Raw genomic sequence first — 16,721 nt, 5'->3', positions numbered from 1 at the left:
CGATCGGGGCGGGCTCCGCCGTGCGCTCGGCGCACGCCGCGGGATCAGCCGGCCGGCGACTCGATGAGCGCCCGCGCCGTGCCCTCGTCGACGATGAGATCGGTGATGAGCCCCGCCGCGAGCGCGCCGCGCAGGCCCGCGAGCTTCGCCCGCCCCGAGACCACGCAGATGCGCCGGGGCGCGTGCCGCAGCGTCTGGAAGTCGGGGCCGGTCGCACGTGCGTTCAGCGCGATGCCCTCGGTCGAGCCGTCGGCGCGGTAGAACACCGTCGCGACGTCGCCGACCGCGCCGTCGCGGCTGAGGCCCTCGTAGTCGGCCCGCTCGAGGTAACCGCCCTGGTAGACGTGGCTCGGCACCTCGGCGAAGGGCGAGCCGATGCCGAACAGCGCGAGGTCGAGCCGGCCCTGCAGGTCGAGCAGTCGCTGCGTCGATCGTTCGCGCCAGAAGGCCTGCTTCGTGGCCGGATCGTCGAAGAACGCGGGCACCGGGAACTGCTGCACGCGGGCGCCGAACGCATCGCCGAAGCGACGCAGCAGCTCGCTCGCGTAGACGATGCCGGTCGTCCGCAGGTTGCCGGCGCCGTTCAGCTGCACGATCTCCGAGTTGTGCGTCGCCTTCGGCACGAGGTGCCGGCTCATCGCGCCCATCGTCGACCCCCAGGCGAGGCCGACGGTGAGGTTCGAGTCGATGAATCGGCCGAGAATCCGTGCAGCCGAGAGCGCGACGCGGTCGAGCCGGTCGACGTCGCTCGCGTGGTCGGGCACCGGGATGACGTGCGCCTGCACCTCGAAGCGCTCGAGGATCTCGTGCTCGATGCGGCTCGGCAGGTCGAGCGGGGAGTGGATCGAGATCTCGACGAGACCGCTGGCCCGGGCGTGGCTGAGCAGCCGCGACACCGAGGAACGCGAGGTGTGCAGCTCGTGCGCGATGGCGTCCATCGTGAGGTCCTGCATGTAGTACAGGTGCGCTGCGCGCAGCGCGTCACGGGTCTTGCCCGGCACCGCCTCGTCGACGTCGATCGTCGCGAGGATCTCCTTGTCGATCATGGCCCCCACCTTGCACATATGTTCACGCGCCTTGCAAGTTCGTGCTGACGTGTTCACGATGTATTCATCCACACCCGGCAGGCTCACGCAAGCCCGCCACTTCCGAGAGGACAGCGATGTCAACGCAATCGACGAACCAGCACCGCCCCACGCACCACGGCGAGGCACCGTCGACCCGGGAGGAGATCGCAGCCCTCCGCGCCCGCCCCGAGGCATCCGTGCTCGTGATCGGCGCGGGCATCAACGGCATCGCGACCTTCCGCGACCTCGCCCTGCAGGGCGTCGACGTCGTGCTCGTCGAGCGCGGCGACTTCGTCTCCGGCGCCTCCGCAGCCTCGTCGCACATGATCCACGGCGGCATCCGGTACCTCGAGAACGGCGAGTTCCGTCTCGTCAAGGAGTCGGTGGAGGAGCGCAACGGCCTCATCCGCATCGCGCCCCACTACGTGAAGCCGCTCGAGACCACCGTGCCGATCTTCTCGACGTTCTCGGGCATCCTCTCCGCGCCCCTGCGGTTCCTCACGCACAAGTCGGGCAAGCCCACCGAGCGCGGCGCCGCGCTCATCAAGGCCGGCCTCACCATCTACGACGCGTTCTCCCGCGACGGCGGCTCGGTGCCGCGTCACCGGTTCCACGGGGCGAAGCGCTCGCTCGCCGAGCTGCCCGCACTGAACCCCGGCGTGAAGTACACCGCCACCTACTACGACGCGAGCATGCACGACCCCGAGCGCCTGGCCCTCGACGTGCTCTTCGACGGGCTCGCCGCCGGCCCCCACGCGCGCGCCGCGAACTACCTCGAGGCGGTGGGCCACGACGCCGCGGGCGTGCGCCTGCGCGACACCACCACCGGCGAGGAGTTCTCGATCGCGGCCGACGTCGTCGTCAACACCTCGGGCCCCTGGACCGATCTCACGAACTCCGAGCTCGGCAACGAGACCCGGTTCATGGGCGGCACCAAGGGCTCGCACATCGTGCTCGACCACCCCGAGCTGCACGCCGCGACCGCGGGACGCGAGATCTTCTTCGAGCACGAGGACGGCCGCATCGTGCTGATCTACCCGCTCAAGGGCAAGGTCATGGTCGGCACGACCGACCTCGAGCACGACATGCGCGAGCCCGCGATCTGCACCGAGGAGGAGGTCGACTACTTCTTCGACCTCATCGCGCACGTTTTCCCAGCGATCGCCGTCGACCGCTCGCAGATCGTCTACCGCTTCTCGGGCGTGCGCCCGCTGCCGCGCCACGACGACACGCAGCCGGGCTTCGTCTCGCGCGACTACCGCATCGAGCGGGCGGATGCCGCGGGGCGCCCCGGCACCACGGTGCTGAGCCTCGTCGGCGGCAAGTGGACCACCTTCCGGGCGCTCGCCGAGCATCTCTCGGACGAGGTCCTCGCGCTCATCGGGGCGCCGCGCACCGTGTCGACGAAGGGCCTCGCCATCGGCGGCGGTGCGGGCTACCCGGCGAACGCCGACGCCCGTCGCGTGTGGCTCGTGTCGCACGGCGACGAGGTCGGCCGCGCCCGCGCCGACGAGCTGCTCGAGCGCTACGGCACCCGCGCCGCCGCCTTCCTCGCCGAGATCGAGGGGGAGCAGGACGAGCCGCTCGCGCACCACACGGGCTACAGCCGGCAGGAGATCGCCTGGCTCGTCCGCGACGAGCGCGTCGTGCACCTGCAGGACATCGTGCTGCGACGCACGAGCATCGCGTTCACCGGTGCGGTGACGGCCGAGCTCCTCGTCGAGCTCGCCGAGCTCGCGGGCGGCGTGCTCGGGTGGAGCGCCGAGCGACGCGGCGAGGAGATCGCGGCGACGCGCACCCTGCTGGCCGAGCGTCACGGGGTCGTGCCGGCCGAGCTCGCGCCGACCGTGTAGGCGAGGCCGCGGCGGCCGCTCGCGGCCGCCGCCCCGCGACCCTGTGGCGAATCTGCACGGATGTGCACGCCGAAACGCCCGGTACCGGCCATTTCTGCGGATACGTTTCATCGGGGCCGATCGGCTCGCTCTCTCAGAAAGAAGGTCAACGTGGACAATCTCGGTCTCGTGTTCCTGTCGGAAGTCGTCGGCACGGCGATGCTCGTCCTCCTCGGCTGCGGCGTCGTCGCGAACGTCGCCCTCGCGAAGAACAAGGGCTTCGGCGGCGGGTTCCTCATGGTCAACATCGGCTGGGGCCTCGCGGTCTTCGCCGGCGTCATCGTGTCGTACGCGTCCGGCGCGCACCTCAACCCGGCGGTCACGCTCGGGCTCGTCGCGAACGGCGCCACCGAGTTCGGCTCGGGCGTCCCGGTGAACGCGCTCTCGGTGCTCACCTACATCGGCGCGCAGATGGTCGGCGCCTTCCTCGGCGCGATCTTCTGCTGGCTGGCCTACAAGCAGCACTTCGACGCCGAGCCCGAGGCCGCGAACAAGCTCGGCGTGTTCTCGACCGGCCCCGCCATCCGCTCGTACGGCTGGAACCTCGTCACCGAGATCATCGGCACCTTCGTGCTGGTGTTCGTCATCATCGGCTTCACCAACGGCGGCACCCCGGCCGAGCTCGGCGCGATCCCCGTCGCGTTCCTCGTGATCGCGATCGGCGCCTCGCTCGGCGGCCCGACCGGCTACGCGATCAACCCGGCGCGCGACCTCGGTCCGCGCCTCGCGCACGCCCTCCTTCCCATCAAGGGCAAGGGCGGCAGCGACTGGTCGTACTCCTGGGTGCCCGTCGTCGGTCCGATCATCGGCGGCGTGCTCGCCGGCTGGGCGGCCCTCGTCCTCCTCCCGGTCCTCGGCTGAGCCGCGGCATCCGAACCCCTCACCCTCACCATTCACTGACAGCAACGGAGTTCTCAGATGGCTGACTACGTACTCGCGATCGACCAGGGCACGACCTCGTCGCGCGCGATCATCTTCGACAAGGCCGGATCGATCGTCTCGACCGGGCAGCTCGAGCACGAGCAGATCTTCCCGAAGGCCGGCTGGGTCGAGCACAACCCGACCGAGATCTGGACCAATACGGGCGAGGTGATCGGCCAGGCGCTCGGCAAGGCGAACCTGACCCGTCACGACATCGCCGCGGTGGGCATCACGAACCAGCGCGAGACCGCGGTCGTGTGGGACAAGAACACCGGTGAGCCGGTGTACAACGCGATCGTCTGGCAGGACACCCGCACGCAGCCGATCGTCGACCGCCTCGCGGCCGACGGCGGCGTCGAGCGCTTCAAGGCCAAGGTCGGCCTGCCCCTCGCGACCTACTTCTCGGGCACGAAGATCGTCTGGATCCTCGAGAACGTGCCCGGCGCGCGCGAGAAGGCCGAGGCCGGCGACCTGCTCTTCGGCACGACCGACACCTGGGTGCTCTGGAACCTCACCGGCGGCGTCGAGGGCGGGGTGCACGCGACGGATGTCACGAACGCGAGCCGCACGATGTTCATGGACCTCGAGACCCTGCAGTGGGACGACGAGATCCTCGCGGCGTTCGACGTGCCCCGCTCGATGCTGCCCGAGATCAAGTCGTCGTCGGAGGTGTACGGCGTCGCGAACGAGCACTCGCTGCTCCGCGAGACCCCCATCTCCGGCATCCTGGGCGACCAGCAGGCCGCGACGTTCGGACAGGCGGCGTTCGCGACCGGCGAGGCGAAGAACACGTACGGCACGGGCAACTTCCTCATCTTCAACACGGGAGAGGAGATCGTCCACTCGAAGAACGGGCTGCTCACCACCGTCGGCTACAAGCTCGGCGACCAGCCGGTGCACTACGCGCTCGAGGGCTCGATCGCCGTGACGGGCTCGCTGATCCAGTGGCTGCGCGACAACCTCGGGCTGATCTCGTCGGCCGCCGAAGTGGAGGAGCTCGCCAAGTCGGTGGAGGACAACGGCGGCGCGTACTTCGTGCCGGCGTTCTCGGGCCTGTTCGCACCGTACTGGCGCCCCGACGCCCGCGGCGCGCTCGTCGGGCTCACCCGCTACGTGAACAAGGGGCACATCGCTCGCGCCGCGCTCGAGGCCATCGCCTTCCAGACGCGCGACGTGATCGAGGCCGTGAACGCCGACGCCGGCGTCGACCTGACCGAGCTCCGCGTCGACGGCGGCGCCACCGCCAACGACACCCTGCTGCAGTTCCAGGCCGACATCCTCGGGGTGCCGGTCGTGCGTCCGGTCGTCGCCGAGACGACCGCGCTCGGCGCGGCCTACGCGGCAGGCCTGGCCGTCGGGTTCTGGTCGAGCCTCGACGAGCTCGCGCAGAACTGGCAGGAGGACAAGCGCTGGACCCCGTCGATGGACGAGGCCGAGCGCGCGCGACTCGACCGCAACTGGAAGAAGGCCGTCTCGAAGACCCTCGACTGGGTCGACGGCGACGTCGTCTGACGTCGAGCACCTCCACCGCGGGTTACGGTGGATTCACGGGCCGGGCGCATGGGGGTGCGCTCGGCCCGTCTTCGTCGTCGGCGGGGGTACTGGGCGCCCGTTCACTGCGAGGCGTCGGCCGCCCGGCACGGTCGTGGATCCGAGCGATCGCCCGACTGGGCGCTTCAGCCCCGCAGGTGCGGCTGGAGCGCCGCGGAGAGCTCGTCGAGCGAGGCGATCTCGATGACGCCGACGGCGGCGGCTTCGGCAGCCTCCTCGGCGCTCGGCTCGACGCCGAAGCGGTTCAGCCACACGCCGATGAGTCCGGCCCGTGCCGCGCCGATCGCGTCGGTCGCCAGGCGGTCGCCGACGTAGGCGGCCCACGACACCGGACGGTCGGCCGTGAAGCGGCCGACCGCGAGCTCGAAGATCGCCGGGTCGGGCTTCGTGACGCCGACCGCACCTGAGGCGATCACGTGCGCGAAGCGCCCGCGGATGCCGAGCCGGTCGAGCTTCGCGAGCTGGAAGTCGAGCTCGCCGTTCGTGACGACGCCGACGCGCACCTCGGGGGCCTGCGTCGCGAGGCGATCGAGTGCCGGCAGCGCATCGGCGTGCAGGGCCCACGATTCGCGATACCGCTCGAAGTACCGGTCGAACCATGCCCCGGCCGCGAGCTCGTCGAGCTCATCGCCGTGCGCGAGGGCGAAGTCGCGGGCGCGGGCCCGCCGCTGCCCCTCGAAGGTCAGCCGCCCTGCGAGGTACTCGTGGTAGTGCTGTTCTTCGAGCTCGTGCCAGAGCCGCTGCGCGGCCGTGATCGGGTCGCCGGGGGGCTCGGCGCGGGCGCCGGTCGATGCGTCGTATGCGCGTTCGCGCATGTGCAGCGCGATTCCGGCGGCCACCGCTTCGCGGTGCGCCATGAGCGTGTCGTCGAGGTCGAAGAGCACGATCGGCGACGGGGCCGTCGCCTCGTCGCCCGAGCAACGGTTCGTGATCGTCACCCGGCACCGCCGAGGAGCGGCGCCCAGCTCTCGTACGCGTCGGCGTCGGGGGTCGCTCCGCGCTCGCCCGACCACCCGACGAGATCGGCGCCGTCGCGCCCGGGGACCGTCGTCTCAGGCGTCGTCGTGCTGCGGAACCCGGTCGCACGCGCCACCATCGCCGAGCCGACGTTGCCCGCATTGGCCCGCCAGGTCACCGTCTCGGTGCCGGGCAGTCCGGCGAACGCCCACTCGCACACGGCGAGCAGCGCCTCGGTCATGTAGGCCGAACCGCGGTGCTCGGCGCCGAGCCAGTAGCCGACCTCCCGGGCATCGGTGCACAGGCTGATCACCCCGAGCAGTGGACCGCCCTGCTCGGTGCGGAGCGCCCATGTGAGCTCGCGGCCCGACGACCAAGCCGACGGCACATACTCCGTGAGGAATCCACGTGCATGCGCCTCGGTGTACGGCCACGGGGTGGTGAGGTACTCCTCGAAGAGCGGATCGGTGCAGTACTCGGCGACGCGCGCGACATCGCCCTCGACCGGGAGGTCGAGCAGGAGGCGCGCGGTGCGCAGGGCGACCGGCTGCATGATCAGCGTGCGCGCCTGAGGAAGCCGATGCGGTCGTACACCGTCGCGAGCGTGGCCTCGGCGACCTCGCTCGCGCGGTCGGCGTTGACGCCGAGCAGGCGGTCGAGCTCGGCGGGGTCGTCGAGCAGTTCGAGCGCACGTGCCCGGATGGGTTCGAATTCGTCGACGACGACCTCGGCGAGCGCCTTCTTGAAGTCGCCGTAGCCGCGGCCCGCGAACTCCTGCTCGAGCTCGGGGACGCTGCGGCCCGAGAGCACGGAGAAGATCGTGAGCAGGTTCGAGACGCCGGGCTTGTGCTCGCGGTCGAAGCGGACCTCGCCGTCGGTGTCGGTGACGGCGCGCATGATCTTCTTGGCGGTGACCGAGGGCTCGTCGAGCATCCACAGGATGCCCGCCGGCGTGTCGCCCGACTTCGACATCTTCGACGTCGGGTTCTGCAGGTCGTAGATGCGTGCGGTCTCGCGCTGGATCGCCGGCTCGGGCAGCACGAAGGTGCCGGCGCCGAAGCGGGCGTTGAACCGGGTCGCGAGGTCGCGGGTGAGTTCGACGTGCTGCTTCTGGTCGTCGCCCACTGGGACGATCTCGGTCTGGTAGAGCAGGATGTCGGCGGCCATCAGGACCGGGTAGGCGAAGAGGCCGACGCTCGTCGCGTCGGCGCCCTGCTTCTGCGACTTGTCCTTGAATTGGGTCATTCGCCCGGCCTCGCCGAAGCCCGTGATGGTGTTGAGCACCCATGCCAGCTCGGCGTGCGCGGGCACGTGCGACTGCACGTACAGCGTCGAGCTCGACGGGTCGATGCCGGCGGCGATGTACTGCGCTGCCGTGCGGCGAGTCTTCTCACGGAGCTCGGCGGGGTCTTGGGCCACGGTGATGGCGTGCATGTCGACGACCGAGAAGAAGGCGTCGTGCGTGGTCTGCAGCTCCTTCCACTGGAGGAGGGCCCCGATGTAGTTGCCGGCGTGGAGCGAGTCGGCGGAGGGCTGCATGCCCGAGTAGAGGCGGGGCTTCTGCGTCATGGGGTGTTCCTTCGAAGGGTGCGGCCGCGGCGCGGCAGGGTCAGATGGCGTAGTCGACGACGACGGGGGCGTGGTCGGACCATCGCTGGTCGTAGGCGGCCGCCCGGTCGATCGTGTACCGCTGCATCGTCTCGGCGAGGGCGGGCGTCGCCAGCTGGTAGTCGATGCGCCAGCCGGTGTCGGTGTCGAACGCCTTGCCGCGCTGCGACCACCAGGTGTACGGGCCGGGGACCTCGCCGGCGTCGCGACGGCCGAGGTCGACCCAGCCGAGCCCTGCGCCCGCGTTGTACGCCTCGTCGCCCTCGGCGCCCACGAACCGGTCGAAGTACGCGCGCTCCTCGGGCAGGAACCCGGCGCGCTTGACGTTGCCCTTCCAGTTCTTGATGTCGAGGGTGCGGTGGCCGACGTTGAGGTCGCCCACGACGACCGCGAGCTCGGAGTGCTCGGCGAGCTTCGGCAGGCGCTCGACCATGGCGTCGAGGAACTTGAACTTCTCGACCTGCTTGGGGGTGTCGACCTCGCCGGAGTGGACGTAGGCCGAGACGACGGTGACGACGCGGTCGCCGACCTCGTAGTCGGCCTCGAGCCAGCGGCCGGCGGTGTCGAAGTCGGCCGCGCCGAGCTCGACGCGGTGGATGTGGGCCCGGCGGCGGCTCGCGATGGCGACGCCGGCGCGGCCCTTCGCCGTCGCCGGGTCGTGCAGGATGTCCCATTCGTCGCCGAGCAGCCCCTGGAGGTCTTCGGTCGAGGCGCGCACCTCTTGCAGGGCGAGGATGTCGACGTCGCGGCCGGCGAGCCACTCGCCCATGCCCTTGCGGAATGCGGCTCGCACTCCGTTCACGTTGACGCTGGCGAGACGGAGGGGCTTCGCGGAGGGCATGCCCTCGATCCTACGGGAGCCATCCGACGTGCTCCGCCGTGGGGCGCTCGTCGCGCTGACGCGCCTCGAGGTCGGCGAGATCCTGCTCGGCGCGGGCGAGTCGTCGCTTCGCCGGCAGACGGTCGAACCAGCGCGTCGCGGCGAGCGCGTCACGGGCGTCGCGCACGCGCACCCTGGCCGCGGTCAGGAGGGCGTCGCGCTCGCGCTGGCGGGCCTCGGCCTCGAGCTGCTCGGGGCTCACGTTCCGCAGCGTCTCGTTCGCGTCGGCCGCCTCGACCGCGATCCAGCTCGCGGCGGTCAGGATCACGATGCTCGTGAGGTGGAACCAGAGCAGGAGCGCGATGAACACGGTGAAGGTCGCGAGCAGCGGGTTGCGGGTCGCGCTCTGCACGAGGAGCCCGCTGAGCATCTGCATGACCGAGATCGCCCCGGAGCCGAGCAGCGAGCCGACCCACATGCGCCGCCACGGCATCGCGGCCCCCGAGAGGAACCGGAACATGACCGCGAGGGCGAGCGTGTCGATGACGAAGACGACGAGGATCGAGCCGAACTGGACGAGGAAGGACTCCCAGCCGCTCGCGTTCGGGGCGTCGACGAGGTCGAAGAGCCAGGAGATGAACGACGTCGACGCCACCGAGAGCACGGAGGCGATGATCAGCACGGCGCCGAAGGCGAATCCCGCGAGGAAGTCCCGGGCCTTCAGCAGTGCGTACGCGCGGGTGTCCTTCGGGAGGCCGAAGATGCTCCGCACCGACATCCGCGCGTAGGTGATCCAGCCGATCGCGGTCCAGATCAGGCCGATGAGGGCGATGACACCGGTCCATCCGAGGACGCCGGTGCTCGACTGGGCGATCTCGGTGAGGTCGTCGTTCGAGATGATGCCGTTCGGCCCGATCAGCCCGGGCGCGTACGAGTTGAGCAGGTTGATGAAGGCCTGAAGGGTGTCGTCGTTGCTCGTCAGCCAGATGCCGGCGACCGCGAACACGACGTACACGGCCGCGAAGATCGCGAAGAGGGCCTGGTAGCTGAGCCCGGCCGCGAGGATGAAGCCGTTGCGGGCGAGGAAGTGCCGCCAGACCCGGACCGGGAACAGCGCGAGCGTCTTCTTCGTGATCGTGTTCACCCGGCTGATCGGCTCCTCGAAGCGGTCGAGGATCGGCTGGCTCACGGCGTCGAACCTGGCCCTCGCCGAGCGCGGGTCGGCGTCGGCGCCATCGTCGGCGGCCGGCGCGGGCGCCGCGCCCGCAGGCTGCCGGCCGTCGGCACCGGAGCGCGCCCGGCCGCGGGGCTCAGGCGTCGTTCGCTCGCTCACGTCCCCAACATTAGCGAGGCGCGCTCGGATGCCTCGGAGGCGCCCGGTGGAGGGGCGCCCGTGAGCCTCGGGGGTACCACTGAGCCGGGCTCAGCGTGTACCCCGAATCAGGCGTTCGGCGTACCCCGACTTCGGGGGGTTCGAACTGAGGATTCCTTGAAAACGGGGGACAGGGCGGCGCAGACTGGCGGCGCTGACCCGAATGCCGAGCCGGCGGATTCACACGGAAGTGAGAAGAGCCATGCAACTGCGCACCCGCACCCGCCCCGGGCCCGGAGGGCGATCCCGGGGGACGCGACGCCCCGTGAACGGCGTCCTCGCCGCGCTCGTCGTGGGGGCCCTCGTCCTCGTCGGCGCTCCGACGATCGCGGCCGCCGAGGCCGTCGACCCCGCCGCCCCGATCGCCGCCGAGGCCCAGCCGGGCACCGAGCCGGCGTCGCCGGACGAGGCCGAGCCGCCGGCCGAGACCGAGCCGCCGGCCGAGACCGAGCCGCCCGCCGAACCCGCGCCGGTCGAGCCGGCGCCCGACCCCGAGCCCGCTCCCGTGGAGCCCGTGCCGGCGCCCGAGCCCGAGCCGGAAGCGGCGCCCGATGCGAAGGCCGTCGCCCCGGACGCCGGGGCCGCCGCGCCGGCACCCGTCGACTGCGAGCTCATCCCGATCGCGAACGACGACCGCAGCGCGCGCGACGCGTGCCTCGCGACGCAGCAGGCCGGGCTGCGCAGCCTCGCCGCCGCCCAGGTCGGCACGGTGACGAATCCCGACCTCCAGCCCAGCTGCGGGATCGACTTCGCGCTCGTGCTCGACAAGTCGGGCTCGATCGGCGACGCCGGCATCGCCGACCTGAAGGCGGCCGCCGACGCGTTCACCGCAGCGCTGGTCGACACCGGCTCCCAGGTCTCGGTGACCTCCTTCGACCAGGACGCCGCGGTGCTGCTCGGCGCCACCGACCTCACGAGCGCCAACCTCGCCGCGATCCAGGGCTCCTACGCCGGACTGACGAGCGACGGGTGGACCAACTGGAAGCGGGGGCTCGAGCTGGCGCGCGGCACGTTCGGCGGGTTCGACGACGCGGTCGAGCTCACCATCATGATCACCGACGGCAATCCGAACACGGTCGACCCGGGCAACGGGGGCGAGTTCCCCGACGGGTCGCCCGGCGCACTCGACCCCGCCGTCACGGAGGCGAACGCGATCAAGCTCTCGCCCTCGCACCTGTTCGGCATCGCCGTGGGCGGCGACCTCGACCTCGGTCCGATCCAGGCGATCACGGGAGACGACGCCTACGCGGGCGATCTCTCGAGCGCCGACTACGCCGTGACCGACGACTACGACGCCCTCGGCGTCCAGCTGAAGGAGATCGCGCTCGAGCTCTGCGGCGGCTCGGTGTTCGTGCACAAGGAGATCGCCGGCGAGCCGATCGAGGGCTGGGAGTTCTCGACCGAGGATGCCGAGGTCGCGCCGGCATCCCAGCTTACGGACGACACCGGCGTCACCGGCGCATTCGAGGTGACCGGATTCTCGAGCGACTCCCGCGAGGTGGTCTTCTCCGAGGAGGACCGCCAGTTCCACTCGATGGACTCGGTGAGCTGCGAGGACGGCGACGGGCCGGTGCCGACGAGCGTCGTCGACGAGCTGAGCTGGCGGGTCGAGGTCGGCATCGAGGCCATCGTGCACTGCACCGTGGTGAACGACGTCGAGGCGCCCGTCTGGCGGGTCGTGAAGACCTCCGACCCGCCGAGCGGCACCGCCGTCGAGCCGGGCGACGAGATCGAGTACACGCTCTCGATCGAACACGTCAGCGGTCCGGCCGCGACGGACCTGGAGCTGTTCGACGACATCTCGCAGCTGGCGCCGTACGTCGACTTCGAGGGGTTCGTCGGAGCGCCGCCGGTGGTCGAGTCGAGCTGGAACGTGTTCCAGCCGGGCCGGCTCTTCCTGAAGCTCGCGACGCTCGATCCCGGTGAGACGCTCGAGATCTCGTACCTCGTGTCCGTCTCGGCCGACACCCCGCCCGGTACGGTGCTGCGCAACCACGTGCTCACCAACTGCCCGGGCGGCCCGCTCCTCGTCGAGCCCGGAGAGCTCGAACCGGTGCCGGACGAGTGCGTGACGGAGCATCCCACCCCGGGGTTCGTGATGTGGAAGACGAGTGACCCGGCCGACGGACTCGTCGAGCCCGGCGACACGATCGAGTACACGTTGCACGCCTGGAACTTCTCGCAGGCCGAGGTGTCGGGTGCGACCGCGACCGACGACCTCGCCGACGTGCTCGACGACGCCGAGCTCGTCGAACCCCTCGACCCGTCGCTCGAGCTCGACGGCACGTCGCTCGAGTGGGCGATCCCGACCCTGCCGGTCGGATCGGCCGAGGCGACGGTGTCGTTCGAGGTCGTCGTCGACGACGACGCCTGGGCCGCCGAGCTCGTGAACGTCGTGACGCCGGAGCCGCCGGGCATCTGCCCGTCCGACGAGACCGAGGAGCCGCCCGTGCTCGAGCTGCTCGATGCGGCGGCGGTGCCGGCTGCCGAGCCGCCGGAGGTGACCGACTGCACGACCGAGCACCGCACCCCCGACGTCGACCTCGCCGTCACGAAGACCGCGACGACCGCGGACGACGCGCCCGTCGACTCGGGGGCGACCCCGCCCGACGTGATCGCCTACGAGGTGCTCGTCGAGAACCTCGGAGAGGATCCCGCGTACGGCGTCGAGGTGACCGACGTGCTGCCCGACGGGGTGGCCTTCGTGCCGGGCTCGGAGCTCGTCGTCACGGTGCCCGCGGGGGAGGAGGCGGACTGGACGATCGACGACTCGGTCGACGGCGAGCTGACGTTCCGCTACCCGGGCCCGTTCTTCCCGGGCGACACGGCGACGATCACCTTCGACGCCGAGGTCGGCGAGCTCGCGCAACCCGACCCCACGGTGCCGATCCCAGATCTCGTGAACACGGTCTGCGTGTTCAGCGGGCCGGTGCCTGAGCCCGAGGCGCCGTCGACGGTCGCCGCGCTCGACGTGGTCGGGCCGGGCGTTGACGGGCCGAGCCGTGACGGGAACCCCGAGAACGACTGCGACGAGGCGGAGACGCCGGTGAAGTCGATCGCGCTCGACGGCGCCGCGCAGTGCATCAACGACACCCCGTGGTTCGAGTACTCGATCACGCCGGTGAACGTCGATCCGCTGCCCGAGGTGGCGCTGATCTGGTGGACGGCAGACGCCTTCGCGGCGCACGACCCCTCGATCGATGCGGCCGACGAGGCGGCGATCCTCGCCGACGGCGCGTCGCAAGTCGACTACGTCGAGGCGCCCGACGGCTGGCTGCCGGGCGACCCGATCGACGGGCGGCAGCTCTGGCCCGGTGCCGCGATCGACGAGGACGGCAACCCGACCGACTGGCCGGGGTGGACCCTCCTGCCGGACGGCACCTGGATCCTCGATCCGGACGCGCCGTTCTACGACCTCCGCGACGAGGCCGTGGTGGAGATCCGGATCAACCCGTCGACCGACGTGATCACGGTGTACCCGCCGCCCACGCCGAACTGCAACGCGGCGCCGCCCGCGAACCCCGGCACGCCGTCGAGCCCGTCGGGCATGGCGCGCACCGGCTTCGAGGCGGGATGGCTCGCGCCCCTCGCCGTGGCCCTGCTCGCGCTCGGGGCGACCGGGGTGGTGCTGCGGTCGAGGCGACCGTCCGGCGACCGGTGACCGACTGATCCAGGTCGGTCGAACGGGATGCCGCGACGCGCACCGCGTCACGGCATCCCCTCGGTTCGTCGTCGGCGTCCGGGGGAGGGTACCGGTGGGGGACCCCGAATTCAGGGGACAAAAGCTGAGGAATCGTTGTCTTCGATCCCGGCGGCGGAGCACACTGACACTGCTGACCCGGTATCAACCCGAGCCGGCTCCCACCTCGAGGTCTGGAGCTGTCATGCACCGTCATCCACCTGCCCATCGCGCCACGCATCCGACCCACGGCATCCGCGCCGCGCTGGCCGGACTGACGGTCGGCGCACTCGTGCTCTTCGGAGCCCCCGCGCTCGCCGCGGCCGAGGAGCTTCCCGCGAGCCCCGACGTCACGGCGGCCGAGCCCGCGACCGAGCCGGCCGCCGAGCCGGCACCGGCGCCCGACCCTGAACCGGTCGCCGAGCCCGAGCCTGCCCCGGAACCGGTCGCCGAGCCCGCGCCCGAACCGGTCGCCGAGCCCGCGCCCGAGCCCGCACCCGAAGCTGAGCCGGCGCCGCCCGCCGAGCAGACCGCGCCGGCGCCGGCCGCACGAATGGTCGCGCCGACGGGCGGCGGCGACAACGACGGACCGCCGGTCACCATCCCCGAGTGGAAGGACAAGGTCGCGATCTGCCACGCCACGAGCAGCGAGTCGAACCCGTACGTCTTCATCTCGCCGAGCGTGCGCTCGATCATCGACCCGAACGGCGATCCCGACGACCCGACCGACCCGACGCACGCGCACTCCGTGCACCAGGACGGCCGCGACGTCATCCCGGTGTTCGACTACTTCGACAAGGAGGGGGTGCAGCACCACTTCCCGGGCCTCAACACCACGAAGACCGAGATCACCGAGGAGGACTGCAACCCCGCGCCTCCGTCGATCGAGCTCTTCGCCGCCGTGTGCACCGAGGTCGGCGGCACCCCGCCGCCGCTGAAGGTGACGCTGCTCGGCCTGCTGCTGAACTTCGACTACACGATCACCGTGTTCGTCGCCGGCACGGACGACGTCGTCGCCACCTTCGACTTCAGCGATCCCGACGGCATGCTCGATCACGACTTCCAGTTGCCACCGGGCACGTACGACGTGGTGCTGCATCGCGACGGCGAGGATCCCGAGAACGATCTGCAGAAGACCGTCACGGTCAACCCCTGCCCGACGGCTCCGGTGCCGCACTGGCTGCTCCAGAAGTGGTCGTGGCCCTCCGACGGCGCGGTGGTCGAGCCCGGCGACGTCATCACCTACACGCTCCAGGCCTACAACGACTCGGATGCCACGGTGACCGGGGCGCAGGCGTTCGACGACGTGAGCGACGTGCTCGACAACGGCACGCTCGGCATCCTTCCCGCTGGGCTCACCGGGCCGGTCGGCGGGGTGCTGACCTGGAACATCCCGACCCTGCCCCCCGGGTCCAGCGCGACGGTCTCGTACACGGTGGTGGTCGGCGACGAGGTGTTCGGCGAACTGCTGCACAACGTCGTCGAGCCCGGCCCCGGCGGCGAGTGCCCGACCGACGAGGAGCCCGTGCCCCTCGACGAGCTGAACGCGCTCGCGGACGACGACCTGTGCGTCGTCGACCACCCCGTCATCGACATCGACCTCGTGCTCGTGAAGGACGAGGCGACCGAGGGCGACGAGCCGGTCGACTCGGGCGAGGACGACGTCATCACCTACACGCTGACGATCACGAACGAGGGGGAGGACCCGGCGTACCGCAGCTTCGTCGCCGACTTCCTGCCCGACGGCGTGACCTACGTCGACGGCTCGGCGGTGATCTCGCCGAACCCCGACGAGTGGGACCCGGTCGAGGTGGCGGACGGCATGCTCACCGTCCAGCACAACGGCTGGATCTTCCCGGGTGACGTCATCACCATCGCCTTCGAGGTCACGGTCGGCGAGCTCTCGCAGCCCGCGCCCGACCAGCCGATCCCCGATCTCGTGAACGGCGCCTGCGTCGACAGCGAGGCGTACCCCGAGCGCGAGGCCCCGTCGATCGCGGCGGTCGGTCTCGAGGCGGGGGAGCCCGGGTTCGACTCGAACTTCGACAACAACTGCGACGACGCGGAGACCCCGGTGAAGGCGATCGGGCTCGTGGGGCTCGCCCAGTGCGTGAACGACACCCCGTGGTTCACCTACGAGATCACGCCGTTCAACATCACCGATCCGGCCGCCAACCCGATCTCCCTGATCTGGTGGACCCCCGAGGCGTTCGCGAACCGCGATCCCTCGATCCCGGCGGACGACATCGCGGCGCTGCTCGCGGACGGCGCCTCGCAGGTCGATCCGATCGCCTACCCCGCCGGGTGGGCGAGCGGTGACACCATCTCCGGCCAGCAGCTCTGGCCGGGGGCGGAGATCGACGAGAACGGCGACCCGATCGCCTGGCCCGGCTGGACCGAGCTGGCGGACGGCACCTGGGTCCTCGATCCGAGCGCCCCGTTCTACGACCTGCGGTCGGAGGCGGTCGCCGAGATCCGGATCAACCCGTCGAACGACGCCGACGTGGTGTACCCGCCGCCGACGCCGAACTGCAACGCGGCGCCGGATCAGCCGTCGAAGCCGGCGAAGCCGGCCGGGCTCGCTGAGACCGGCGTCGAGACCTCGGCGATGCTGCCGATCGGCGCGATGCTCGTGCTGCTCGGGGCCGCAGTCATCGCGCGCGGACTGCGCCGCCGTCGCGAAGGCTGAGCCGATGATCGGATGCCCCGCCGGGAGCGATCCCGGCGGGGCATCCGTCTGCGCGCGAACCGGGGGACACGCGGCCCGATCCGGTCGGCCCGGTGCCGAAGTATCCGAACGCATCGAAGATGTCCCCCGTTTCGGACCGAAACCCCTCAGAATCTGTACCCCGAA

Annotated in this window: 11 protein-coding genes; 5 read left to right on the top strand and 6 right to left on the bottom strand. The window is 71.1% G+C overall.

The genetic code is table 11. The features are described from left to right. Nucleotides 1-44: 44 nt before the first annotated feature. Nucleotides 45-1,046 carry a sugar-binding transcriptional regulator gene (locus tag ACFVSL_RS00600; protein ID WP_386937561.1) on the bottom strand — a complete coding sequence of 334 codons (1,002 nt, stop codon included), beginning with the start codon at nt 1,044-1,046 and terminating at the stop codon, nt 45-47. Between the two features lie 116 nt (nt 1,047-1,162). Between ACFVSL_RS00600 and ACFVSL_RS00595 the strand changes: the two genes are divergently transcribed. From ACFVSL_RS00595 to glpK, 3 genes are all read left to right on the top strand, one after another. Beyond that, nucleotides 1,163-2,920 carry an FAD-dependent oxidoreductase gene (locus ACFVSL_RS00595; RefSeq protein WP_386937559.1) on the top strand — a complete coding sequence of 586 codons (1,758 nt, stop codon included), beginning with the start codon at nt 1,163-1,165 and terminating at the stop codon, nt 2,918-2,920. Nucleotides 2,921-3,070: 150 nt separating this feature from the next. Further along, nucleotides 3,071-3,820 carry an MIP/aquaporin family protein gene (locus tag ACFVSL_RS00590; RefSeq protein ID WP_386937558.1) on the top strand — a complete coding sequence of 250 codons (750 nt, stop codon included), beginning with the start codon at nt 3,071-3,073 and terminating at the stop codon, nt 3,818-3,820. 57 nt (nt 3,821-3,877) lie between these two features. After that, entirely contained in the window at nt 3,878-5,392 is a 1,515-nt protein-coding gene (glpK, locus tag ACFVSL_RS00585) for a glycerol kinase GlpK (protein WP_386937556.1), read from the top strand. 164 nt (nt 5,393-5,556) lie between these two features. Here the strand turns inward: glpK and ACFVSL_RS00580 are convergent, their stop codons facing one another. The 5 genes from ACFVSL_RS00580 to ACFVSL_RS00560 are packed head-to-tail and all read right to left on the bottom strand — an operon-like array spanning nt 5,557 to nt 10,149. Further along, nucleotides 5,557-6,369, bottom strand: a complete 813-nt coding sequence (locus tag ACFVSL_RS00580) for an HAD family hydrolase (protein ID WP_386937554.1) — start codon at nt 6,367-6,369, stop codon at nt 5,557-5,559. Beyond that, on the bottom strand, nt 6,366-6,941 hold the full coding sequence (locus ACFVSL_RS00575; RefSeq protein ID WP_386937553.1) for a GNAT family N-acetyltransferase: 576 nt from the start codon (nt 6,939-6,941) through the stop codon (nt 6,366-6,368). The genes ACFVSL_RS00580 and ACFVSL_RS00575 overlap by 4 nt, the downstream gene beginning before the upstream one ends. Nucleotides 6,942-6,943: 2 nt before the next feature. Then, on the bottom strand, nt 6,944-7,957 hold the full coding sequence (trpS, locus tag ACFVSL_RS00570; RefSeq protein WP_386937551.1) for a tryptophan--tRNA ligase: 1,014 nt from the start codon (nt 7,955-7,957) through the stop codon (nt 6,944-6,946). Nucleotides 7,958-7,997: 40 nt separating this feature from the next. Beyond that, nucleotides 7,998-8,837, bottom strand: coding sequence for an exodeoxyribonuclease III (locus ACFVSL_RS00565; protein ID WP_386937549.1), 840 nt, complete (start codon nt 8,835-8,837; stop codon nt 7,998-8,000). Between the two features lie 10 nt (nt 8,838-8,847). Next, nucleotides 8,848-10,149: a YihY/virulence factor BrkB family protein gene (locus tag ACFVSL_RS00560; protein WP_386937548.1), complete on the bottom strand. Its 1,302-nt coding sequence runs from the start codon at nt 10,147-10,149 to the stop codon at nt 8,848-8,850. A gap of 304 nt (nt 10,150-10,453) precedes the next feature. On the opposite strand from ACFVSL_RS00560, the gene ACFVSL_RS00555 reads away from it, so the two are divergent. Together ACFVSL_RS00555 and ACFVSL_RS00550 are read left to right on the top strand one after the other, a co-directional pair. Next, the gene (locus ACFVSL_RS00555) at nt 10,454-13,849 is read left to right on the top strand and encodes a VWA domain-containing protein (RefSeq protein WP_386937546.1); all 3,396 of its coding nucleotides are present in this window, start codon (nt 10,454-10,456) and stop codon (nt 13,847-13,849) included. A 223-nt stretch (nt 13,850-14,072) separates the two neighbouring features. Then, nucleotides 14,073-16,556, top strand: coding sequence for a hypothetical protein (locus ACFVSL_RS00550; protein ID WP_386937544.1), 2,484 nt, complete (start codon nt 14,073-14,075; stop codon nt 16,554-16,556). Nucleotides 16,557-16,721: the final 165 nt, after the last annotated feature.

It is taken from the genome of Agromyces sp. NPDC058064 (assembly GCF_042885275.1).
Taxonomy (GTDB): domain Bacteria; phylum Actinomycetota; class Actinomycetes; order Actinomycetales; family Microbacteriaceae; genus Agromyces.
Note: the sequence above shows the minus strand (reverse complement) of the source record. Positions and strands in the feature narration are given on the sequence as shown.

Bases quoted from the DNA above. Each gene is read 5' to 3' on its own strand.
- ACFVSL_RS00600 (WP_386937561.1), bottom strand. From the start codon at position 1,046: ATGATCGACAAGGAGATCCTCGCGACGATCGACGTCGACGAGGCGGTG.
- ACFVSL_RS00595 (WP_386937559.1), top strand. From the start codon at position 1,163: ATGTCAACGCAATCGACGAACCAGCACCGCCCCACGCACCACGGCGAG.
- glpK (WP_386937556.1), top strand. From the start codon at position 3,878: ATGGCTGACTACGTACTCGCGATCGACCAGGGCACGACCTCGTCGCGC.
- ACFVSL_RS00575 (WP_386937553.1), bottom strand. From the start codon at position 6,941: ATGCAGCCGGTCGCCCTGCGCACCGCGCGCCTCCTGCTCGACCTCCCG.
- trpS (WP_386937551.1), bottom strand. From the start codon at position 7,957: ATGACGCAGAAGCCCCGCCTCTACTCGGGCATGCAGCCCTCCGCCGAC.
- ACFVSL_RS00565 (WP_386937549.1), bottom strand. From the start codon at position 8,837: ATGCCCTCCGCGAAGCCCCTCCGTCTCGCCAGCGTCAACGTGAACGGA.
- ACFVSL_RS00550 (WP_386937544.1), top strand. From the start codon at position 14,073: ATGCACCGTCATCCACCTGCCCATCGCGCCACGCATCCGACCCACGGC.